The organism is Otoolea muris (genome assembly GCF_943193115.1).
GTDB lineage: Bacteria > Bacillota > Clostridia > Lachnospirales > Lachnospiraceae > Otoolea > Otoolea muris.
The window spans coordinates 41044-62669 of sequence record NZ_CALPCY010000021.1 but is presented as its reverse complement, the minus strand read 5'-3'; the positions used below and the strand labels follow the sequence as shown (position 1 = coordinate 62669).

Sequence of the window (21626 nt, the reverse complement as noted above, 5' to 3'; positions counted from 1 at the left end):
AACACAGATCCTTTTTTCTGTTGTCTTTCTATATTTATGCGCCTTGTGGACATGATGTGCCTTTTTTCTGAAACTTATTTCGCTTCATCCCTTCCCGGCATCTGCAATTCCTTCTCCCGTTCTTCCTCCTGCCTGCGCTGCTCCTCCTGCTCTCGCTGCTCCGCCTTCTCCCGGTTGCGCTTCTGCAGGGCCGCCTTTAAGCGCTCGATATGGTACTTTTTATATTCCATGGTGGAGTGGAAATAATAGTCCATGGTGATCTTGATATCCGAATGGCCCAGGATCTCGCTCAGCGTCTTTGGATCCATGCCCACTGTGATACAGCGCGTGGCAAAGGTGTGGCGCAGGGAGTGGAAATTTAAGTAGCGGACGCCCGCCGCCATGGTATATCTCCTGTACTGATACTGGAAGGTTCTCGGCTCCATGGGAAGCTGCGCATCGCCGGAGAGAAAAAACTGTTCCGGCTTCGACTTTTTTTCATATTCCCGGATATACGGAAGCAAAAAAGACGGCACCGGAACAAGGCGGTTGGAAGAATTGCTTTTTGGCGCTGTGATGATCAGATTGGAATGCGGCCCCAGGCCCGTATCCGAGGCCCTGGGAAGATTGGGAACGAAACCGTTTAAATTGCCCTTCACCCCCGCCGTTTCCCAGGCGCGGCTGGTGCGCGAAAGGCGCTGCGTCGTATATTTTACATGGATAAATCCTTCCTCTGTGTTCATATTTTCCCACTTCAGGGCGCAGATCTCCCCCAGTCGCAGCCCCGTGTACAGGCATAAATAAATGCCCACCGTGGTGATGTTGATATGGCGCTTCATATACGCCTCCAGCGTCTGCTGCTCCTCCTCCGAATACACCTGCACCACATTTTTCTGTTTCTTAAGGCCCGGAAAGATATGCACCTCCTGCCCGATCAGGCGCCTCTGATAGGCGTCGTTCATCACGGCATTGACAATCATAATCATGCAGCGGATGCTGCCCTCTGACAGAAGCCCCTCCGCCTCCATCTGGAACAGGATCTCCCGGTATTCCTTTAAGCGGTCGATCGTGACCTCCTGCACGCATTCCCCCTGGAAATAGGGAATAATATACTTGCAGGACATCCGGTAGTATTTCACATACGTGGACGGCGCGCGCATGATCTTAATCTCCTCCAGCCAGGACAGCAGAACCTCATTGAATTGTTTTTCTTCCTTTCTCATTTGTACATCCTCCGTAAAATTTTTGATTGCCTTTTACAAGGACACGAAATGCCTGCCCCCTCTCCCCCCTGTCGCCAAACGGCGGGTTGTATCCGTGTTATCCGTTTGTTGATAAGCTCTATTATAAAGCAGGGAGTTTCGCGCGTGTTGCGCGGTTTGGGGGAGGGGAGGTTAGGAGGAAAAAAGAGGCGCGTCCAGGGCGGCGGGAGGTAACTGAGTTTCAACCAGCAGATCATAGAGAGGCGCATTGCCGGCCTGCAACATTACAGATAAAACGACGACCATCAGGATTCGTATGAGCTGTTTCCACGCAAATTTGTAATTTTTCCTATGTTCCATGGTAAATTTTATCTAAAAATTTGAAAATTATAATTTTAAATAGAATTTTAGAAATTTATCTAATTTTTTTAATGTTTATGAAAGAAAATCCCTGCACTGTCTGATCGAACAGGCTGTACAGGGATTTCTTTTTTATTCTGTTGACCGCCGCCAGGTTACCCGTGAGAACCCGGGCCTGTAGAACTGCTCCAAGATAAATGGACTTTGAAAACTCACGATTCATTCGGATGATTAAGTTTCATAAAGCGCCCTCTGAATTTACCTGACAAACTTTCATGAATAAATCTATACTCCTTTCTTCTCCTATAGACACAATAAATAATTAAATTAGGCATCACACAACACAATAACATTTTAACTATAAACTGTGCATATATATTATATGTAGCCACTAGATTTCCCAGTTTATAGGTTATTACTGTCGAAATAATACAAATACATTGATAAACAATATATTTATGATAAAACAACACCGATGTTTTATCAAAAACATATTTATAGACATTCCACGGCATCACATAACATGAAATCAAAGAACTAATGGAAGTTCCCAAAAACACGCCAAAAACTCCCAGATAACTTCCCAGAAATAATGAAAGAACCAGATTTAAAACAGCTTCTAAAAATGACCAATACTTAAAAAATGGATATGGTGAGTACAGCCCTGCCGCGCTTCTGACTAATTCAATGGAACTTCGCATTGTATCAGAATAAAAATTCCAGCATAATAAAAAAACAGTCCCTGAGGGCAGCAAATATTCATTCCCAATCCATATTTCGATAAATGGATTTAATAAAACAAATAAAGCAGAGAAGCAGAATGAACTTATCCAAAAATTTAAAAAATAGACATTTTCAAATAGTTCAAAGGCTTCACTTTTTGTTTTTAACGCCAGAAAATTCCCATAGCTTGCTGTCATACCCTGAAAAATCTGAGACAGGATATTTTTTACTGCCCTGATTATAATTACATAGTTGGAGTACAGCCCTACCACTGCTGTCCCACAAACAAGGGAAAGTAAAAGGTTATCCGTTCCAAATATCAAATATGTGGACAAATTGGCGACTAAAAGGCCAGATATATTTTTTCTGAGCTTTTCTTTATATTGAACTGGAAGAGCGCCAATTTTCTTCATGGAAAGGTACGGGTATCTTTTTTTAGCTGTATAATATAGGACAACATTCTGAATATTGTCAGATATTAATTTGATTATTAAAAATAAAAAATAATTTTTTGTCTTTAAAGTAATCAAAATTTGTAAGCTATTTACTATCACATTAAATAGCATCAGAACAAAATTAACACAATATTTTCTTTGATCTGCAATAAGCAGGCTTTGGTAACAAGCCAACAGATAGCTAAATGATATATTAAATAACAATACCACATATGCCGCCATAACAAAATGGATTTCCAGCTCTGTATGGACCAAATAACCTAAAAAAGGCATAAGCAACAATCCCAATACCAGAATCGCAAAGGCAATGATCCTGTAAAGTTTCTTAAATAATACTATAATCTGGTTTACTTCTTCTTTATGATTCAATGCTAAAGGTACATACAGGCTTTGCGCGATAGCAATCCCTATTCCTGACTCCGTCAGTGAAAGCATAGATATTATGCTGGTGAGGACTCCATTCATTCCAAGAATCTCAATACCAAAATACTCTATAAAAAATCTTCTGGATATAATATTTATCAATATCGAACTGCATTGGTAAATTAATCCGCTTAATATGTTCCTTATTGAATTATTTTTTCTTGATCTCATATCGATTTACCGATTATCCATAGGAAGCGTCTCCGGGCTGATAATCTTCCCTTTATATTGATCATAGCAGTTGGGGATATGCCCAACATCCACAGCCTGATATCCTCTTTTAAATAAATCATATGCAAGGACGGATGCCGTAGGACCTGCTGCAATCAGGAACAGAACATCTTTAGGGAACATACAGCTTTCTTCTAACAGCCTGTTATATTCATCAAAGGCATTTGTCGGGGGAGCAAATATAGTCCCCGCTTTGTTCACCTCTCTAAATAAAATACTGTCTTCTTTAAATCTTCCGCCCTTCCCATAAATAAATACCACTTTACGATTTTTCCATATCTTAGTAATATAGTCAATTTGATTTTCGTAAAATACACTGTCTCTTGAGACAAAGGAATTCCCATATGCTTGATTTGAAACTAAACCACCACCGGCTGAAGCCGGTGGGTTTGGGCTAGCTGCTGAAGCAGCCTAAAGTTGTCCGACCTCGAAGTTATCGCTCTTCTTTCGTTCTTCTAAATCCTGATTTTTGATATATTCTTGTATGATCTCGTCCGTTACGTTCCCACTGCTGGCTACAAAATATCCTCTTGCCCATAGATGGCGGCCCCAGAACTCCTTATTCAACTCTTTATATTCCATCTGTAGTTTTCGGGACGTGTTCCCCTTCATATATTGGACCAGCTTGCTTGACGACAGATGTGGCGGTACTGATACCAGGAGATGTATGTGATCCTTCCCTACATACCCGGCCAGAATCTCCACATCATTTGTCTGGCATATCTTCCGTATCAGTTCTCTTGTTCTTACCGCGATCTTTCCCATCAGCACGGGTTTTCGGTATTTTGTTATCCATACAATATGGTATTTGATATCATACGTACAATGAGCCGACTTCCTATAATTTTCCATGTTTTCACCTCAAGTTTAGTATCTCTACTTTTCCTTTTTCTAAACTTTGAGGTATGGGGTTGACCTAAAGGTTTCGCCTACAAGGCGAGGGTTTTAACCCCAGTATACAGACAATAATGGGCCAATTTTCTCATATTTTTGAAGCCAGTACAATTCCCAAAAGCTAAGCCGTCCATAATAATTCTTTATATTATTATTTGGCGCGTTAAATGGCGGGATACATGCTAAAAATCCGTCTTCCCTGACCAGCAATATTTCCTTCAACCGTTTGCTTAATTTATCATTCGGACGTTGATACGGATCCTTTAGGTTCTCCTGGTTACAGATATCGAATTCTGCATCACCAAATCTTGATATCGTAATATGGTGTTCTATAATCGCTTTTAAAGTTTCAGAAGTAGATAATACATGAGGAAATTCTGCTTCTATTTTTTTTAATTTTTCTTCCGATTCTTTGTCAATATGTTCAAATCTGGATTTTACCAGCCGGATACCTCTTCTAATCCATTTATTTTTCATACTTGTTTACCTGACTGTAAATTTTCTTCATTATGTCTGATATGGTTTCATCTTTCATAATTATATTCTCTTGTTTAAATGTCTCCACTACCTTCCTCCCTATAAATGCATCATATGCCTTTGCCTCGTCAAAATCCTCCTTATTGCTTAAATCAAAAAAATATTTCCAATGCTGCCCCATATTTTTTACCGGCCTTTTCTCAAGTTCTGCTCCGCCGCCAACCATTTTTCTAATAAAATGTTCCTGGCTTCTTACATTATAATGATATATCACTATATCTTCTGTATATCCAATTGATTTTACAAGCATTTTTACATTGTGGTTTCCCGCTGCAATCTGCTTATATCCTTTTCCCCTATGAATCACTTTGCTTATTTGTTCTGTATACAGGTTGTAATCTAAAAGGCCATATTTCTCTTTATCAGCGCTTTTTACAATACGCCATGGAGATTTCCAGAACGCCTCATTTTCACTTGGAAGCATATTGTAAATCCTACATAATAAAACATTATGCCCTGTATCACATAGTATGCGCCTGTATTTTCTTTTCGTGCAGTACCAAAATTCATCTGCATCACAATTAATAATCCAGTCACAGTGAAATTTATCTCTTGCTATCCTTATCATCCGGTCAACATGCATAGTTTGAAGATAACCCGGAGAATCATCATAAATTACTTCTTTAATCCATCCCTTTAAAACATATTTTTTTATAATATCCCCCGTCCTGTCAGAAGAACCGTTATCTGTGATAATAAAACCGTCTATGCCCATATATTTGTGAAATAAAAGATTTTCTTCCAATATATCCTCTTCATTTTTTACCAGAAGGGTCATATAGACGACTGGAAATTTTATTTTCTTGTACATAACAGCTTTACTGAGGATCTTTAATACATATTCACGTAATTTCATAAGTTTTCTCCAAACTGCGCTTTGTTCTTTTAGAGAGGCACAGCCAGTAATATAATGTACATGGCAAATGTTCCCTTATCCAATTCCTTAATTTTTTTCTGAATCCATATTTATAATAATATTCTTTAAAGCTTCTGTCCAAAAGTAATCTAAGCCTTTGTTTTTCCGGTTCAGTTAAAAAAACATTTTCAAGAATACCGGGAAATATCCCCTGTATTGAATCAACTAATATCTCCTGAAATATGCTTTTGTAATCTGACATATTAATATTCTCCAATACCTGAAAAAAAGCAGTATGTATCACTATATTCTCTATCTCATCCCTGTACCTTTCATATTCCCCTGCTTCTTCAAACAATTCAATCAAATACCGAATGGACGCGATAATATCCAAACATTTCTTATCGGGTTTACGGTGCATGGTAGAACCTTTTCTTTGTATATACACATAAAATGCTTCATCCAGAATAAATATGCGCCCCGCTCTTGATATAGCAAACGGGACGATCGGCACATCCTCATAAATTATCTTTTCAGGGAATTGTATTTGGTTATTCAGATACCATTCCCTCCGGTATAATTTGCACACAGGCAGCGTAGGAATACGTAGCAGGGTTTTATTTTTGCCGGGAAATTGTTCTCCCCTCATCTTTCCATTTATTTCCTGGACCGTGTTTATCCTGCCTTTTTCTTTTGCTGTAAACAAGTTAAACAAGACAATATCATACTGCTTTTTATTCAGGCAATCATACAGCCTTGGAATGCAGCCGGGCAACAGATAATCATCGCCATCTACAAACATAAAAAAATCTCCGGTTGCATGCCTGACTCCATGATTTCTTGCAGCTCCTGCCCCCCTGTTTTCCTGCCGAACCACCTTAATACATTCAGGGTTTTCTTTTTCCAGCTTTTCCAGTATCTCTCCGCTTTCATCTGTGGAGCCGTCATTTACAAGTATCATTTCAATATTTTTATAGGCCTGCATGAATATTGATTTTACACATCGTTCTATATATTCACTGATATTGTATACCGGTACAATTATACTAAATTTTATATTCTGCATTTTTTCACCTGAATATAATAAACAACATAAAATAAAAGGTTCCCCGGGCAGACAATCCCTTAAAGCCAATATGGACCATTTTTAATGCGTCATAGAGCCCTTTTGCATGATATAATTTCTTTAGTTTGTCAAGTTTATTATAATCATTAAACCTTGAACTAAGCTCCTTATACATTTTCTTCCACATGATAAAACGGCTTTCCGATCTTCCTGACAATGGGCCTTTCAGTACGGCGCAAAGCCTTCCGGCGGCCGTGCGCACATCGGCCCGCCCCGTTACATTCTTTTCATGCAGCCTATGCAGTAACAGGCATTCCGGAAGATAGAGTATCTTTACCCTGTTCAGGGCAGCAACCAGCGCAATCCAATGGTCATGATTATCCAGCCCTGCCGGAATTGTATCAACCATTTCAATCATTTTTTTATTAAGCAGCATCGTACATCCATACATGGCGTTCTGCACAGTACATTGTTCAAAGGAAACCTCAATATTCTTTGTATACATTGGGCGGCACAGATTCCTCTTATATTTCCATAATTCAAAATTAGAATATACAAGAACAGCGGTATCTGAATATGCGCTTGCCGCGCGTAGCTCCTTTCTGATTTTATCTTCATGCCAGATATCATCCTGATCCGAAAACATAATATAATCATACTGTTCTTTTGCATAATCAAATAAAATTGAGAAATTATGTATCGCACTGTGTACAGGGCTTTCTTGTTTTATCCAGGTAATACGGCTGTCCAGCAAACAGTAATCAGCAATAATCTGGCAGGATCCGTCCTGTGAGCCGTCATCCCTTATAAGCAAATCAAATTCTCTGTAGCTCTGTTTTAATATACTGTCTATTTGTTCTTTCAAAAAATCTTCCCCATTGTATACAGCCATAAGTATTGCCAGTTTATTGCCCATTCCGTTTCCCCCATATTTTTATTATTCATTTCTCAGATCAATGAAAGAGCATATCACATAATTCATACCAGTCTTTGGCAAACGGCTCAGGAATATTTATATCTGCATAACGGCCGAATACAGGCTCCCCCTTTATCGCGCGCCTCATCTTTTCCGCCAGCTCAGGCGAATGATTCACATTAAAGAAACCTATTCTGTCATAATTATTTGCCGCCTCATGCGCATACGGCAAATCCGCCAGCAAAATCGGTTTCCCGGTTTGCATGTATTCGCTTATCGGAAGGCCCCATGTTTCTAATTTTGAAGGAAAAATCATGCAGTCCGTTTTCATATACCATTTAAATAAATGCTCTCTTTCCTGTAACCCAATCCATTGAATATGCCTGTTATTCCCATACGTTTTCTTTAACCACGCGCTGTATTGATTTTCATTTCCATCAATTGTAAGAATAACCCGATAGTTCAGGTGATCTTCTAAATGTCTGCATGCTTCGCAAATCACCTCAAAATTTTTAAAAACTCTCGGGAACGCTGCATAAATAAACCGATATTCCCTGCTTTTATTTTTCGCATCTCTGCTTTTGTGCGAATGGAAGTTCCACTTGTTCTCCGGATTGGCAACAATTATGTTATTGATTTTATATTTTTCCTTAAATGCGTCACGGATCCAATTTTGCTGGACAATGACATAATCATTTTTCTTTATATTAATCCCATATAAAAATTTATAAAAATACGCAAACAAACATATTTTTTTACTAAACTTCCAGTCAAGCCTTCCCGGTTTATAAAATGGCGATGGATTATGGCAATATGTACATAAATATTCTGCTTGAACTATTGGGGTAATATCATGAAGCGATATCCAATAATCCACTTTTCTCTTTTTACTGTAGTTAAAAAAATAAATCCATTCATAGTACAATCTATATAAATAACTGTCCCTTGAACGCGGTAATTCCCTTATTTCCAGTAAAGCTTCATATTTGTCAAACAGCTCCTTTCGGTGTACAAAAACTGTAACATGGTTATCCTCTAATATTCCTGTTTCTTTTAACACATTTAAGAAATCAAAATAGACAGATAGCGGGCCCGCCTGATACAGGTTAATCCCTGATATAACAATTGTTTTTCCTTTCAAAGGCCCAGGAGGCCTTAAACTATTTTTCATAAGCGGAATACGCTCCTCTGACAATACATTTTTCTCCTCTGCGGATGCGAATCCGTTTGTTTGGCAAACTGGCAACCAGCGGATAAAATAATGGAAAACTAATCGCTGAATACCATAATGTATTTACATAAACTGTAAAGGATACAACAGCGCACATAATTGCCATCATGGGCACTAAAAATTTCTTTTTAGATGATATACAGCGCAGTATAGCAACCTGCCCTGACATCATATACATATGCATGATATACATACCGATTATTCCTCCATATCCATATGCATCCCCAACTCCGGCAATAACCGTCATTGTTGTAGAAGCGCTGATCAGGTTTGATTGGACACGGCCTGAAAATAACCTCCTTGCAATAAAGTCCGGGACAAAAACCGACAGGAATCCTTCCAGGCTGCCGTTCGCTGTACTCTGCGCTATATTTATATTTAGATTTGCAAGCGGCGCTATCATATAACTATATGCCCATATAAACTGTTCCGGCAGCCATGCAGGATATCTGTTATTCATAGAACCATACAGGCGGATCATGGAATTATCACCGGCGGCATACCATTGCCTTAAATTTCCTGATACCCCAAATAAATATAAGCCAACTATGCCAGCAGCTATAAACATAAGCATATGCTTCAGCCGAATGCGTTCCTTAAGTGATGCGATAGCAATACAAGATGACATAAAAAGGCTGAGTATTAATCCCATCCGGCTGAACCATATAATATCGACACAAAAAACAACGATTATGTATTCTATGATATATTTTTTTCTGCGCGGAAATGAAACAAATAAATAGATTAGATACTGCGCGTAAAACCTCCCAAATGTAGTTAATAAAACATGGAATGTTGGTATTCCTGAAAAGGTCTCCGTATATCCCGCCTTTTTTGTCAAAATAGCCAGCACGGGAATCTGTCTGCCATAAACCAATTCAATTATAGTAAAACATACAATTATACAGGTCATGGCATCGTTTACATTTGATATTTCTGCTGGCTTTCTAAATTCAAAATATTTTTCAAATACCTTTCCTGCAAAGAACGAACTTCCAATTGTTATAACAAAAAAGACAATCAATTCCGGAGACAACGGATGGCATAAATCTGACCATCCAAGCTGATACAGAAAAATAACGGCGGACCATATGGCTGCATATAAATAAAAAAAATTCAACATAGCATACTCCTATTTATTATCTGTTACCCAAAGTCCGGCCTTTGAATCATACCTTTTAATCACCCTGGCCGGCGTGCCGGCCGCCATCCTGCCTGGCAAAATCTCCCCGGCCACCACACTGTTTGCGCCAATGACACACCCGTCTCCGATCCTTGCCCCTGCCAGAACCACAACATTTTCTCCTATCCACACATTCCGGCCGATTTTTACCGGTTCCGTAACCAGCCTGCGTTTCTTTGGCGGTTCCTCTGCATAACTCTGATCCCCGCTTTTATAATTCCCATGGCTTGTGTCGCTGATAAACACTTTGGACGCCAGCAGCGCGTGATCGCCAATCTCAACCCTCTCATGTGCCACGATATGCGCCATATCCCCGAATTCACAATCGTCGCCAATCCACAGCGTTTTCTTCCTTCCCTCCAAATCAAAGCGGCAGAAACGCCCTGTCGTCAGTCTTTTGCATCCGGCTAAAGATTTGGCGCCTCTCACATACACAGGGCGCCTTATCAGCCTGGCCTGTGGAATGGTAAGCCTCGTCATCGCAAGCGAATATACTGTTTTTATAAATTCCGAAAAGGAATATTGATTATTCATTTCGTTTCTTCCATCTTTCTACATCACTTATCCGCGGCTCTGCATCCAGAGCAGGGCGCTTCCGCCCCAATCCCCAAAACCCCATAGATCCAGGACTCAAGGGAATAGGCTTCATACGTCTTTTCATCTAACGCGGCATAATCCGCCTTAAGCTCCCCGGCAAGCCTGGGGCGCTTCCGGTCAATCACCTGAATATTTTCCGGACGGTAGAAGTCATAATTCTGTATATCCGCATTCGTTGTTATCAGCTTCTTATGCATGCCGAGCATTTCAATGGTCCGTATGGTCAGCCCTGTCTGCCCGGGGTGCTGGATGTCAATCACCGCCTTTGACCGCGCTACCTGCCAGGCGGCTTCCTCACCGGATATCTTGCCAAACCGGAATTCTTTCCGATCCGTGTCCCAGAACTCCGGTTTTGTCAGCTTGTAAAACCAATAGATAAACGGGCTCTGGAGGTATGGATAGCAGAACATCCGCAATCCCCTCCGGACGGCCTGTTTTTTTATATCCTTCAGTATTTTCCAGCGATCAGAATGGATGGTTCCGATAAAGCACAGATCGTAGTCGTATGAGGCGCCCGCCTTCTGTTCTTTCTTATACTCATCGCAATAATACAGCGGCCTAAAATGGATGAGCCGGTTATTCAGGCAGTCAAACCGGTCAAAGCTGCTGATATAGTCAAAGTATTGGAATTTCTTTTCCACATTCGGGATATTCTTTACGGAATCCCACATGTGCAGGCACAATTTTGCCTTTTTAAACTGTTTTCTATATGCCTTAAGCACGCGTTCTGTCGGCATATCGCATTTCACGATCAGCACGTAATCGTATGGAACCCTTTTTACCTGTGAAAAAATGTGCGCATAATAGCCTTCGGTCTTTTTGTCAAACAACGCCGGGCCGAGCTTTAACAGCGCACGCTCAAAAGCCCCTGTCACGGACCGCGCGTCAAAAGCGTCCACGCTTGCTCCCATCTCTGTCATTTTCGTTTTAATTTTATTCTCATATCCAAAAAAGGCCGGTGAGAAAAATAAAATTTTTTTTCCGTCAATCGGGCTTCTTCCTTTTACATCAGACATGGCTGTTTTCCTTCTGCCTTTCTATCATCCGTATCTTAAAATCATTTCCCCATATCGCCTTTGAATCATAGAGCCTGTCCGGAAATGCGCCGTAACGGAGGGTAATGTCAAACCTGTTCTCCCTGATAAAGCGTTCCACGCGGTCTGAAAGCTTCTCCGGCCTTCCTGAACAGATATTGATGATTCCGTCTATCTCCTCCTGCTCCACGGTATCCGCCACATATTGGCAGAACCGATCGTAATCAAGAAAATCAAACTGGTTTAATCCCATTGTAAACGGGAACTCCGACTGGCCGCTGCGGCTGGCCTGTACGATTTTTGAGAAAACAGAGCTCCCATCCGCCGTGTTCCCCACAATATAGAAGCCGCGCAGCCACTGGCAAACGCACCCTTTTTCCCTGCATTTAAGCTGGACAAGCCGTCTTAATGCATTTTTGCTGATACCATAGAGGCTCTGCGGATTGCAGGGCGTCGATTCATTGATACTTCCCTCAAAAAAACCGACCTCATGCATGGAGCCCATAACTGCCACACGCTTTACGCCGCCTTCCATCATATCATTTAAAAATTTGCTGTGCTTTGGCAGATCGTTGATATGAGTCTCCGAGCTGTGGACAAACCCGTCTCTCCAGGCCATGTGGAGCAAAACATCCGGAAATCCAAAGTAGCGGTACGGATCTTCAATGCTGTACAGATCCGCGCATTTGATATCCGCCCTCCTGTCAATCAAATCCGTATGTAAATCCGTGGCGACTACCTCTGTCCCGTCATCCAGAAGCTGTTTCACGGCTCCCTTTCCCAGGTATCCGTTTGCGCCTGTAACTAAAATCTTCAAATTTTCTCACCTCAATCTTATTCTTGCTAAGGCCGCCAAAAGGATTTGGGCCGCTTATCGCACAGACCGGATTCTCCTCAATATCTCCGGAGGGATCTCTATATCCACTGCCTGCACATTTTCCTCCAAATGGTTCATCGTAGTTGTGCCGAAAACAGCAGAAGACACAAACGGGTTATCCAGCACATATTTCAGGGCGATCTGTGAGCCGGTCATCCCTTCTGCCTCGTTGATGAACCTGTATTTCCTTCCTTTGATGAACTGCCCGCGGAAATTTTTTACAGCTCTCGCCAGGTACCACAGATCCTTCGCGCCCTTTATCTTCAGCACGCGGTTAGAATAAAGTGATTCCGCCAGCGGCGCGCCTGCAATTACGCCGATCCCGTTGTTATACAGCCTCTCAATCAGCCCTTCCCGATCCTGGCGCATCAGATTGTAGTCAAGCATTACAAAGTCAAGCCGTTTTTCCCCGCAGATATACTCCAGAACCTCTGTGTCAAATGAATTGGCCCCAATTGCCTTAACAATGCCCTTTTCCTTCAGCTCACCCAGCGTCTCATACAGCCCTTCAGTAAAATCACAAATCTGCGGGCCGTGGATTAGCAGGCAGTCAATATAGCCGATCCCCATGCGCTGCAGGCTCATATGGACGCTACGTCTTATCCATTCCGGCGAAACATCATGAACCAGCCTGCGGCCCCGCAGGCGCGTCCCAAATTTCGTTGCGATCACAAGCTCTTCGCGCCTTACAATATCGGATGATCTCAGTATTTTTCCAATTCGCTCTTCCGCGTTTCCATAGCTGTGCCCTGTATCAAAATACCGGACTCCTGATTCATATGCTTTTTCAAATAATTCCTGCGCCTGCTGATCCGTGATCATTTTCTTCCCCCACACGCCTGCGCAGCCAAATCCCAATGGGGTGACATCAATTCCCGTCCTGCCAAGGGGTCTCTTTTCTCCTCTTTGATTCTTTTTCCCCGGTTCAAAACCCTTTCTTTTCATCTTTCCTGTCCCGCCTTCAACCAGGCCATCCTGACGGGCCACACGGTACAGAGTGCCAAAGAAACATCCCACATCCCTCATAAATGCCTTCCAGCCGCCCCGAGCAAGCTGCCTGGCATAGATACCGTCCCATTTTGCTTTCTCCGCTATTTCCAGCTCATCCCTGCCATTGATCTGGGCCAGTCCCGTCAATCCCGGCATAACGCCGTTTGCGCCATACTTCTCCCTCTCTTCAATCAGGTCTTTCTGGTTCCACAGCGCAGGCCTGGGGCCTATCACGCTCATTTTTCCCCTGAATATATCCCATATCTGCGGAAGCTCCTCCAAGCTCGTCCGACGAAGCACCCGGCCAACCTTTGTTATATAGCGATCCGGGTTATCCAGCAGGTGCGTTGGCACATCATGAGGCGTATCCATACGCATGGAACGGTATTTATGCAGATAAAACAAATGTCTGTCCTTTCCAACCCGCTTCTGTTTAAACAGAACAGGCCCTGGATCATCAAGGTAAACGGCAAGGCTGATGAGCCCATGCAATGGGCTCAGAATAATGAGCCCGCCAAATGACAGGGCTTTATCGATGACTGGTTTAACGGCTGTCTTGTATGCCGGCTGATTTCCTTTCTTTTCATCCCCGTTCTGCCAGCCGCCGATACAGGGATGAGCGTCGTCCGTACATTCCGCCCTGTTTTCCTTTTTGGCCGCTATATCCATCAAAACATACACACCGCCCAAAGCCAGGGCTGCTGCCCATGCGTTTCCCAATCCGAATTCCTTCTTTGTATTTTCTCCCATTCCTTTTATATGTACTCTCGGAATCTCGCTGTGCCTGATTTTGTGAGATGATTTTTTGTCAGATGTGCACAAATTTATGAGGCGTACGTGGAGCGTACGTTGATTAAATTTGGGTGCATCCGGTGGAAAATCAGCCGCAAAAGCAGGCGCAGAGAGATTCCGAGAGTACATTTTATCCATCCCCCTCCAGAGCCACGCCAAACAGCACGGACTGTCTCCGGTTAAACAGAGCCGTTTCCACCAGCGCAAATCGCCTGTGCAGGTTCAGCTTAACGATCCGATCCAGATACCGGTTCAGAATCCCGTCTGCCCGTATAATCCGTTTGTCCCCGTCCAGAGTAAGCCTGGTTACTCCCATCGGCTGGTTCAGATCCCTGCCGCATACATGCTTCAAAAACGCCAAATCGGCCGGCTCCACGGGAGTGACGGATGGAAACTGCGGGAAATCCCTGGATCGTTTCAGCTCTTTTTCCAGCGCTTCGGGGAAAGCTGTCCGGATAAACACATACCCTGGAAACAGCACATCCTCCGGAAAATGCAGCGCCCCGCCGGAACGGAATACCTTTATCTTCCTGAGAACCCGGCACTCCTTAAAGAGGCCGGGCGTTACGGCCCTCTTTATAAGATCAGCCGCCTTCTGTTCCCTTCCCGGGACGGTCTTTAACACATACCATTGCTCCATCTGGCACACTCCTTCCGGTATTACATCCATCTATGGATTTCGTAGAATAACGTAATCTACGAAAGGATATTGTGTTAAAATTTATATAATTATCTGATTTATTTTTTGATGAGTATTAATTAAGAAATTCACAAAGAATATTTATAGAATTTTAAAACATTTTTGAGAGAAACTGCTATTGAAATCAGGGGAAAACCGTAGTATAATGAATGAAATTTCTTAGAATACGTTATTCTACGAAGCGCCTGTGATACGAAACTGTACTTGTTTCCAGATCCCGGAACTATGCAGAAAAGACAGCCGTTCAGGTTATCTAAATGGTTATCAGAAAACAGAAAAGCCAGACGTACAAAACCACTCTGTCAGAATAGCCTGTATAATATATGTTACAGCCCGCCAAAGCAATCCGGCGGGCTGTTTTTGCTGGAAATGAAAGCACATGATATGAGTCAACAACCCCGCTGCAAGCAACGGGCGTCAAACTTGCAGCGCTGCAGAGCAGCGGGGTATTTGACCCTCGCGGCAGTCGCCAAATGTGCATGCAAACATGCCCACTTGGCTCGTTGCTCGCGGGAATAAAGCCGCCGCTGTATTAAACGGCCGCTCCTGAGATGATAAGCCGCACAGAGGGATTTGTGAGACATCAAATCCGGACGCTGACGGCGTCATAAGGGTGTAGAACGGATCCTTCTTTCTATACCTGCTGAGAAACATCTTACGATCATAATAACTCCATATATAATACTCTGCTTCAATCCAGATGCTTGTCAATTCTCCATTGCTGCCATAATAGTCTTTATCCAAAATGATAAACGTATCGCATGGGTCGATCAGCTTGAATGTATCCCATAAAAAGCGGCCATATCATATGGTGAGAGCAATGTGCCTCTGGGAATCCGTTCCGGAGGCAGGAAGGAAAACTCATATAAGGGATTTTTTGATTTCAATTCTGATACTAACTGAAGCAGTAAATCAAAATTTTTATATGTTCCATCTGTCATCGTATTCCGGTAACTGACAAAAAACTTTTGCTTTTTCAATTCATTCCGCCTCCTTGCTGAAAAAGCGCCTGAACGGTTTATGACTCAGACGCTTTCATTAACAGGCTGTATTATCCTCTGTTCCAGTCCGGCATGCCGGACAACTGCTCCCTCCACAACGGGCCGGTCAATACAAAACATGTTTTATCACAAATCAGCTCCACCGGGCTCCCGCAAGGATGATTTGAATGCTCCTGTATCATATCTACATGCGTCGTTTTTCCAGTGGCGCTGTCGCTGCGGATCACAGTAAGATTCCGCCTTACTATAAAATCATACCGCAGGCGCCTGGTGGAAACGATGATTCTGTGCTGTCCTTTCACTCTCCTGCCCCCCCCCTAAACAAATCCCCCCGCAACCGGCACAAGTTCCTTCATTTACAAACGGGTCTACAATCCAACTGCAGACCGCGCGCAGCAGATATATTGTCTTTAGTATATAAAGCGGCAGATACGCTGTCAATCATTACTTCCCAATGTAAAAACCGTTGCTTTGACTATCCGAACAGAAAACAGACGAAGCTAATCCGCATTTTTTCTGCAAAACATTGACCATCCGCGTAATATCAGCTATACTTTCAGAAACAGGCCGTATGGGGTTTTCATTCAGATAATGAATGATCCATTTCCATACATCACGATTCACAGGAGGCAGGCTAATGAGGAGTATCCGAAATTTCATTTTATTTATAACGACCGTTTTATTTTTAACAGGATGCGCACAGAAAGCAGACTTTACAGAGCCTGCGCAAGAAAAACAGGCGTTTAAGAAAGAAGAGGCAGACCGCCAGTCTGTAGATGGCGCAGAATCAGAAACACCGCCCGCCTCGCCGCCTGAGAATCAGACACTCTCAAGTGAGCCGGATCCACTGCGCAGGCTGTATATTGATTTTCCACAAACAGCCGCTTATCAGGAGGCCATCTCCTTTATCGAGGCATCGGGAATGCCTTACTCCGAAAAAAAGGAAAACGGCGGCAGGCTTATTAAAATCGCAGAGAACCAGGCCGACGCATTGATTGAGGAGCCGTGTGCCCAAACGTTTCAGGAGTATGACTATATCGAGATTTACTATATGTATCCCAAGCAGCATGACGGGCCGGAAGAACCGGAGCAGTATTTTTTCACAGGGATTCATTATATATCCTCAGAAGGGCGCTACCAGCTATCGAGCCATACAGAAACCTCCTTTATTACAAAGGATGGGGAAGTGATCGATTCCCAGATGAACCGCCGGGAACAAATCGGCTTTCTGGAAAATCACACGGATAGCAAGTCAACAACCCCGCTGCAGAGCAGCGGGGTTGTTGACCCTCGCGGCAGTCGCCAAATGTGCATGCAAGCATGCCCACTTGGCTCGTTGCTCGCGGGAATAAAGAACCGCCGCTAAACCGGGGAGGGTTGCGGCAGCATGGATGGAAATCACAGGATGTCCCAGTTCCAGGCCGCCCGCCTCCCTTACCTAAAAATTCTGATAAATAAATTCGCCCGCGTCATACCCCGGCCCATAAAACCCGAACAGAATCACCGCAAACAAAAGCCCGTAATACAAAATCCACCGGAACACAAGGTTCTGCCCTGCCAGCTTTTCCCTCACCCCGCTCCCCTCTGCGCGAAACTTAAGCTGCAGCGATGATACCAGAAGCAGAACCGCCAGTCCCAGTATCCCTGCCGTAAAATCCGGCGCATCCAGACCCAGCTTCAAAAGCGATCCGTCCGTAAAAATCCATACATTCGGGTACAGCCCCGCTTTCAGCATGGCAAGCGCCGCGCGCAGGCTCGGCGCGCGGAAGAACACAAAGCCGATACAGACCAGGAAAAACGTGCGCAGGCTCTGGAACAGCCGGTAGCTAAAGCATTCCGTCCTGATATGAAATATTTCTTTCATTTTCTGAAATACAGGCTCCATCATCTGCCCAAAAATGATATAAAAACAGTGCAGTAAACCAGATCCCACGATATATTTCCACGCCCCTCCGTGCCACATGCCCACTGTAAACCAGAGAACGACCATCCCCAGATACGTGGGAATCTTTTTCCCCCTCTTCTTTCCCAGGCGTTTCCTGGCCCTTTCCCCGATCCGGATCCACCGTTCTGATTTCAAAAGAGGATAAAACACATAATCCTTCATCCACGTCCCAAGCGTAATGTGCCACCGCCTCCAGTATTCGGACACGGAGGACGCAAAGAAAGGCGTGTCAAAATTCTCCGCCATGCGGATCCCAAGGGCCTGCGAAACGCCCAGCGCGATATCCATGGCCCCGGAAAAATCCGTGTAGAGCTGGAACGCAAAGCACACGGTTGCAAAGCCGATATAAAGCCCGGAATACGTCTGATAATCGCCGTATACCGTATTCACCAGCACCGCCATCCGCTCAGAGATAACCAGCTTCTTGAAAAATCCCCAGGCTATCCGCTGGAGCCCGAAGGTTACCTGTTTATAATCAAAATGCTTTTTTGCGTACAGCGTCTTTTCCATGTCCCCATAGCGGTTAATCGGCCCGGTCACAAGCTGGGGGAAGAAACAGGAAAAGGCCGTATAGCGCGCCAGGCTTTTCTCTGCTTTACATGTCCCCCTGGAGACGTCCATCAGGTAGCCAAGGACCTGCAGCGTATAAAAAGACAGGCCCAGGGGCGCTGCAATGGATAGTTCATCAAAGGGAAACTCCCTTTTCAGGAGCTCTCCCGCGGCCCGCCCGGTGTAAATAAAAAAATTGAGATATTTGCACACTGCCAGAACTCCCAGATTTAAAAGAAGCGCCCCGTAAAACCAGGCGTCCCTGCCCCGTTTTGTCCCGCTGGCCTCCATGCGCGCCGCCGCATACCAGGTGGTCAGAGTGGCAAATACGAGGGAGGCCAGCATCCGTTTTCCGCCGGCAAAATAACAGAACACGAGGCTGGCCGCGGCAAGAAGCGCGGTGCGCAGGCGATCCGGCGCGAGGTAGTACAGGCAGAGAAGGACGGCGAAAAAAACAGAAAGTGAAAGGATGTTAAGCTCATGTCCCCTGCCTCCCCCCTGTAATGACAAGATTCTGCCCCGTCATCATTTCCCCCGGCTCCAGGAGCAGGGACAGGGCGGGCAGGATGTCCTCCACCCTTACATTTCTCTTATACGGGTTCGCCGCCGCATTCTGCTGCACGACAAGCTCCGGGACCTCGCTTAAAAGCGCGGTTTCCATCATCCCCGGGGAAAGCGCGTTCACGGTGATCCCCTTACCCGCATATTCCGATGCCAGGGCGCGCATCAGGCCGAGCAGGGCATATTTTACTGTCACATAATCCGGCAGGTATTTCGGCGCGGCCCCGTCCACGCAGGAGGACAAAAGGAACGCCACCCGCCCGAACCGCTCCTTTGCCATGCGCGGGAGGCATTCCCGCAAAAGGAGGACGATGGAGCGGAGCTGAATCTCCAATCCCTCCTGGTAAGCCTCCCAGCCCAGCCTGTGGAATTTCGCGTTCCTGTATTTCCCGGAGGGCAGATGGAGGATGTAAGAGGGCTGGATTTCCTCCTCCCGGATCTGCCGGATCATGGCAAGCGTGCTCTCATGCGAGGTAAAATCCGCCTGCAAAACCCGGATCCGGCTTCCCAGCCCGCTTTCCCTCTTTTCCAGCTCCTCTTTCAGCGCCTCCAGCTCCCCGGCGCGGCAGCGGCAGTGGGCCAGGATACGGTCATACTTTTGCGCCTCCCTGCGGATAAATCCCATCCCAACCGCAGAGGAAGCCCCGGTTATGAGAATACATTTACTCATGCAGAACACCTACTTTCATCCTGGCGCCGGAAACCTTCTCCCCCTTCTGGTTGCGGATTTCCGCTTTTATGGTCAGAAGGCGGAACGTATCGTTTTTCTCACGGACCGTCCCCGCTACGGTCAGCTCATCCCCCGGGCAGACGGGCCGCAGGAATTTTGCCTCCACGCTGTGGATCAGGCTCCACCGGCCCGGGAGGTACATCCCTGCCAGGGTCGAGTAAAAGGATGCGGTCAGCATCCCGTACGCCACCCGCCCGTCATAGCCCATCTGCCTTGCAAAGCCGTCGTCCAGGTGCAGCGGGTTTTGGTCGCCGGTGATCGCCTCGAAAAGTTCCATCTTTTCCGCGGTCACCTCCACCCGGAAGCATTCCGTCTGCCCTTCCCTTATCTCCCCATAGCCGTACGCATTCCCGCTCATCCGGCGCGCCCCAGGATGATATCCGCCATCTCCCCCACATTTTTCATGCCTGTCACTTCCCCCATGGTGAACTTGATGCCAAAGCATTTCTCCACCGCCACCACCAGGTTGATGTGCTCCAGGGAATCCCAGTCCTCGATATCGTCCGCCGTAGTGGCATCGTTTACAGTGATGTCCTCATCGTCAAATACATCCCGGAATATTTCGTTCAGTTTTTCGTATACGTCTTCTCTTGTCATCTTCATCCTGTTTTTCCTCCACTTTTATCACATGATTTTTGGTTTCATACCCGCCGCACAAATCAAGCCGCCAGACCGAATTTCCTGTATCATCCTCTGATATCTTATCAAAGCCCTGGAGGGCGTAAAAATCCTTTACCATCCGGTTTTTGGCTGTGGGGTAATAATACCCGAATATCTCCTGCACGCCCCGCGCCAGGCATTCTTTGACAAGGGCGTCCATCATGGCAGACTCCATACCGCGCTTCAGCACCCGGCAGCTCATGAGCCACAGGTCAATGTGGAACGCTCCTGCGCCACCGTGCGGATTTCCATCTCCCGCGGCTGTGCCGTCATTTCCTTTCCCTGTAGCTGTGCTGTCATTTCCTTTCCCTGTGGCCGCGCCGTTATTTCCTTCCCCTGTGGCTGTGCCGTTGTTTCCTTCCACCGCGGCTGTGCCGTCATTTCCTTTCCCTGCGGCTGTGCCGCCGTCTCCTTCCACCGCGGCCGCTCTGCCTGACGCCGGCCTGGCATCCTCTGGTTCTCCTTCCCCCATATGTCCGTATACCACGGACACCACGCCGTTATCCCCGAACCGATCCTCCAGCTTGCCGTACAGCGTGATGCGCCTTGGATCCGCCTCCTTCTCCTCCAGCTCTGCCTGGCTGTGCCTCCGGGTGGTCAGGTTAAACTGGTTGCTCTTATTCGTGAGCTGCGCGATCCGCGCCATATAGAGCGGCGAAAAAGGCCCGATCTCCGCCCGCATCTCAAGGGAGCGCAAGTATTCCTCATAGTTGTCAAACCCGGCCTCCTGCTTTTTCCGGGCCGCGTTGGCCTCATACATTGTATTCCTTTTTACATCATCCTCTGAAAACCCAGTGACCTCAAAAAAGCCGCTGCGGTCCAGAATGCGGATGTACGTCTCCGGCGGGCCCAGCTCCGGAACCGCGGCCTCCGGGGCCCCCGTCTTCACCCGGTGGCGTTCCGCCGGGTTATCATCCACGAAGACAAGGCTGTCTGTCCCGATATTCAGCTCTTCCGCAATCCGGCGCAGGTTCTCATCCTTGGGCTCCCAGTTGGCCCGGATAACCAGGAAATCCTCCGGCTTTAAAACGCTGTCCGGCCGCCGCAGGCCCGCCAGGGCGTTCTCCTCCTCGTTTTTGGAATCAACGGCCAGGAGGATCCCGATGTCCTTATGCGCCTTTATGTACGCCTGAA

General features: G+C 45.4%; 21 protein-coding genes and 1 pseudogene. 1 reads left to right on the top strand and 21 read right to left on the bottom strand.

All coding sequences use genetic code 11. The features are described from left to right. Positions 1-74 precede the first annotated feature (74 nt). From NFS31_RS13865 to NFS31_RS13790, 16 genes and pseudogenes are all read right to left on the bottom strand, one after another. Positions 75-1202, bottom strand: coding sequence for a tyrosine-type recombinase/integrase (locus NFS31_RS13865; protein WP_251496055.1), 1128 nt, complete (start codon positions 1200-1202; stop codon positions 75-77). A gap of 551 nt (positions 1203-1753) precedes the next feature. Next, positions 1754-3244: a lipopolysaccharide biosynthesis protein gene (locus NFS31_RS13860; RefSeq protein WP_251496052.1), complete on the bottom strand. Its 1491-nt coding sequence runs from the start codon at positions 3242-3244 to the stop codon at positions 1754-1756. A 75-nt stretch (positions 3245-3319) separates the two neighbouring features. Beyond that, positions 3320-3724 (bottom strand): annotated as a pseudogene (locus NFS31_RS13855) (GT-D fold domain-containing glycosyltransferase); the annotation flags it as partial. Positions 3725-3784: 60 nt separating this feature from the next. Continuing rightward, positions 3785-4225, bottom strand: coding sequence for an IS200/IS605 family transposase (gene tnpA / locus NFS31_RS13850; RefSeq protein ID WP_251496050.1), 441 nt, complete (start codon positions 4223-4225; stop codon positions 3785-3787). Positions 4226-4318: 93 nt separating this feature from the next. After that, positions 4319-4744: a GT-D fold domain-containing glycosyltransferase gene (locus NFS31_RS13845; RefSeq protein ID WP_251496047.1), complete on the bottom strand. Its 426-nt coding sequence runs from the start codon at positions 4742-4744 to the stop codon at positions 4319-4321. Further along, complete coding sequence (locus NFS31_RS13840) at positions 4734-5660, bottom strand: glycosyltransferase family 2 protein (RefSeq protein ID WP_251496044.1); 927 nt, start codon at positions 5658-5660, stop codon at positions 4734-4736. The genes NFS31_RS13845 and NFS31_RS13840 overlap by 11 nt, the downstream gene beginning before the upstream one ends. Next, positions 5647-6726 carry a glycosyltransferase family 2 protein gene (locus NFS31_RS13835; RefSeq protein WP_251496041.1) on the bottom strand — a complete coding sequence of 360 codons (1080 nt, stop codon included), beginning with the start codon at positions 6724-6726 and terminating at the stop codon, positions 5647-5649. The genes NFS31_RS13840 and NFS31_RS13835 overlap by 14 nt, the downstream gene beginning before the upstream one ends. Before the next feature lie 4 nt (positions 6727-6730). After that, positions 6731-7642 carry a glycosyltransferase gene (locus NFS31_RS13830; protein WP_251496039.1) on the bottom strand — a complete coding sequence of 304 codons (912 nt, stop codon included), beginning with the start codon at positions 7640-7642 and terminating at the stop codon, positions 6731-6733. A gap of 37 nt (positions 7643-7679) precedes the next feature. Further along, the gene (locus NFS31_RS13825; RefSeq protein WP_251496037.1) at positions 7680-8837 is read right to left on the bottom strand and encodes a glycosyltransferase; all 1158 of its coding nucleotides are present in this window, start codon (positions 8835-8837) and stop codon (positions 7680-7682) included. Then, complete coding sequence (locus NFS31_RS13820; protein ID WP_251496035.1) at positions 8803-9996, bottom strand: hypothetical protein; 1194 nt, start codon at positions 9994-9996, stop codon at positions 8803-8805. Before NFS31_RS13820 ends, NFS31_RS13825 begins: the two co-directional genes overlap by 35 nt. A 9-nt stretch (positions 9997-10005) precedes the next feature. Beyond that, entirely contained in the window at positions 10006-10590 is a 585-nt protein-coding gene (locus NFS31_RS13815) for a DapH/DapD/GlmU-related protein (protein WP_251496033.1), read from the bottom strand. Positions 10591-10613: 23 nt separating this feature from the next. Then, on the bottom strand, positions 10614-11669 hold the full coding sequence (locus tag NFS31_RS13810; protein ID WP_251496030.1) for a WaaS/CpsH family glycosyltransferase: 1056 nt from the start codon (positions 11667-11669) through the stop codon (positions 10614-10616). Continuing rightward, the gene (locus tag NFS31_RS13805; protein WP_251496028.1) at positions 11662-12504 is read right to left on the bottom strand and encodes an NAD-dependent epimerase/dehydratase family protein; all 843 of its coding nucleotides are present in this window, start codon (positions 12502-12504) and stop codon (positions 11662-11664) included. The genes NFS31_RS13810 and NFS31_RS13805 overlap by 8 nt, the downstream gene beginning before the upstream one ends. A 54-nt stretch (positions 12505-12558) precedes the next feature. Next, entirely contained in the window at positions 12559-14304 is a 1746-nt protein-coding gene (locus tag NFS31_RS13800) for an aldo/keto reductase (protein ID WP_251496025.1), read from the bottom strand. 172 nt (positions 14305-14476) lie between these two features. Then, a complete protein-coding gene (locus NFS31_RS13795) occupies positions 14477-14986 on the bottom strand; it encodes a transcription termination/antitermination NusG family protein (RefSeq protein WP_251496023.1) in 510 nt (169 codons plus the stop codon). Between the two features lie 1111 nt (positions 14987-16097). After that, positions 16098-16349, bottom strand: a complete 252-nt coding sequence (locus tag NFS31_RS13790) for a hypothetical protein (protein WP_251496020.1) — start codon at positions 16347-16349, stop codon at positions 16098-16100. 335 nt (positions 16350-16684) lie between these two features. On the opposite strand from NFS31_RS13790, the gene NFS31_RS13785 reads away from it, so the two are divergent. Then, positions 16685-17413, top strand: coding sequence for an LptM family lipoprotein (locus NFS31_RS13785; protein WP_251496018.1), 729 nt, complete (start codon positions 16685-16687; stop codon positions 17411-17413). A gap of 72 nt (positions 17414-17485) precedes the next feature. On the opposite strand, the gene NFS31_RS13780 is transcribed toward NFS31_RS13785, so the two are convergent. Genes NFS31_RS13780 through NFS31_RS27105 form a run of 5 tightly spaced genes read right to left on the bottom strand, consistent with a single transcriptional unit; the run spans position 17486 to position 21585 of the window. Further along, positions 17486-19051 carry an MBOAT family O-acyltransferase gene (locus NFS31_RS13780; RefSeq protein ID WP_251496015.1) on the bottom strand — a complete coding sequence of 522 codons (1566 nt, stop codon included), beginning with the start codon at positions 19049-19051 and terminating at the stop codon, positions 17486-17488. Beyond that, complete coding sequence (locus NFS31_RS13775) at positions 19020-19772, bottom strand: SDR family NAD(P)-dependent oxidoreductase (protein WP_251496013.1); 753 nt, start codon at positions 19770-19772, stop codon at positions 19020-19022. The genes NFS31_RS13780 and NFS31_RS13775 overlap by 32 nt, the downstream gene beginning before the upstream one ends. Then, positions 19765-20190, bottom strand: a complete 426-nt coding sequence (locus tag NFS31_RS13770; RefSeq protein ID WP_251496011.1) for a MaoC family dehydratase — start codon at positions 20188-20190, stop codon at positions 19765-19767. Before NFS31_RS13770 ends, NFS31_RS13775 begins: the two co-directional genes overlap by 8 nt. Continuing rightward, positions 20187-20435: an acyl carrier protein gene (locus NFS31_RS13765; RefSeq protein WP_331482651.1), complete on the bottom strand. Its 249-nt coding sequence runs from the start codon at positions 20433-20435 to the stop codon at positions 20187-20189. Before NFS31_RS13765 ends, NFS31_RS13770 begins: the two co-directional genes overlap by 4 nt. Continuing rightward, complete coding sequence (locus tag NFS31_RS27105) at positions 20374-21585, bottom strand: hypothetical protein (protein ID WP_334303091.1); 1212 nt, start codon at positions 21583-21585, stop codon at positions 20374-20376. Before NFS31_RS27105 ends, NFS31_RS13765 begins: the two co-directional genes overlap by 62 nt. Positions 21586-21626: the final 41 nt, after the last annotated feature.

What these genes read in the sequence shown, in the direction of transcription:
- NFS31_RS13865 (WP_251496055.1), bottom strand. Translation starts at nt 1,202, where the DNA reads ATGAGAAAGGAAGAAAAACAATTCAATGAGGTTCTGCTGTCCTGGCTG.
- tnpA (WP_251496050.1), bottom strand. Translation starts at nt 4,225, where the DNA reads ATGGAAAATTATAGGAAGTCGGCTCATTGTACGTATGATATCAAATAC.
- NFS31_RS13845 (WP_251496047.1), bottom strand. Translation starts at nt 4,744, where the DNA reads ATGAAAAATAAATGGATTAGAAGAGGTATCCGGCTGGTAAAATCCAGA.
- NFS31_RS13840 (WP_251496044.1), bottom strand. Translation starts at nt 5,660, where the DNA reads ATGAAATTACGTGAATATGTATTAAAGATCCTCAGTAAAGCTGTTATG.
- NFS31_RS13835 (WP_251496041.1), bottom strand. Translation starts at nt 6,726, where the DNA reads ATGCAGAATATAAAATTTAGTATAATTGTACCGGTATACAATATCAGT.
- NFS31_RS13830 (WP_251496039.1), bottom strand. Translation starts at nt 7,642, where the DNA reads ATGGGCAATAAACTGGCAATACTTATGGCTGTATACAATGGGGAAGAT.
- NFS31_RS13820 (WP_251496035.1), bottom strand. Translation starts at nt 9,996, where the DNA reads ATGTTGAATTTTTTTTATTTATATGCAGCCATATGGTCCGCCGTTATT.
- NFS31_RS13815 (WP_251496033.1), bottom strand. Translation starts at nt 10,590, where the DNA reads ATGAATAATCAATATTCCTTTTCGGAATTTATAAAAACAGTATATTCG.
- NFS31_RS13810 (WP_251496030.1), bottom strand. Translation starts at nt 11,669, where the DNA reads ATGTCTGATGTAAAAGGAAGAAGCCCGATTGACGGAAAAAAAATTTTA.
- NFS31_RS13800 (WP_251496025.1), bottom strand. Translation starts at nt 14,304, where the DNA reads ATGGGAGAAAATACAAAGAAGGAATTCGGATTGGGAAACGCATGGGCA.
- NFS31_RS13795 (WP_251496023.1), bottom strand. Translation starts at nt 14,986, where the DNA reads ATGGAGCAATGGTATGTGTTAAAGACCGTCCCGGGAAGGGAACAGAAG.
- NFS31_RS13785 (WP_251496018.1), top strand. Translation starts at nt 16,685, where the DNA reads ATGAGGAGTATCCGAAATTTCATTTTATTTATAACGACCGTTTTATTT.
- NFS31_RS13775 (WP_251496013.1), bottom strand. Translation starts at nt 19,772, where the DNA reads ATGAGTAAATGTATTCTCATAACCGGGGCTTCCTCTGCGGTTGGGATG.
- NFS31_RS13770 (WP_251496011.1), bottom strand. Translation starts at nt 20,190, where the DNA reads ATGAGCGGGAATGCGTACGGCTATGGGGAGATAAGGGAAGGGCAGACG.
- NFS31_RS13765 (WP_331482651.1), bottom strand. Translation starts at nt 20,435, where the DNA reads ATGAAGATGACAAGAGAAGACGTATACGAAAAACTGAACGAAATATTC.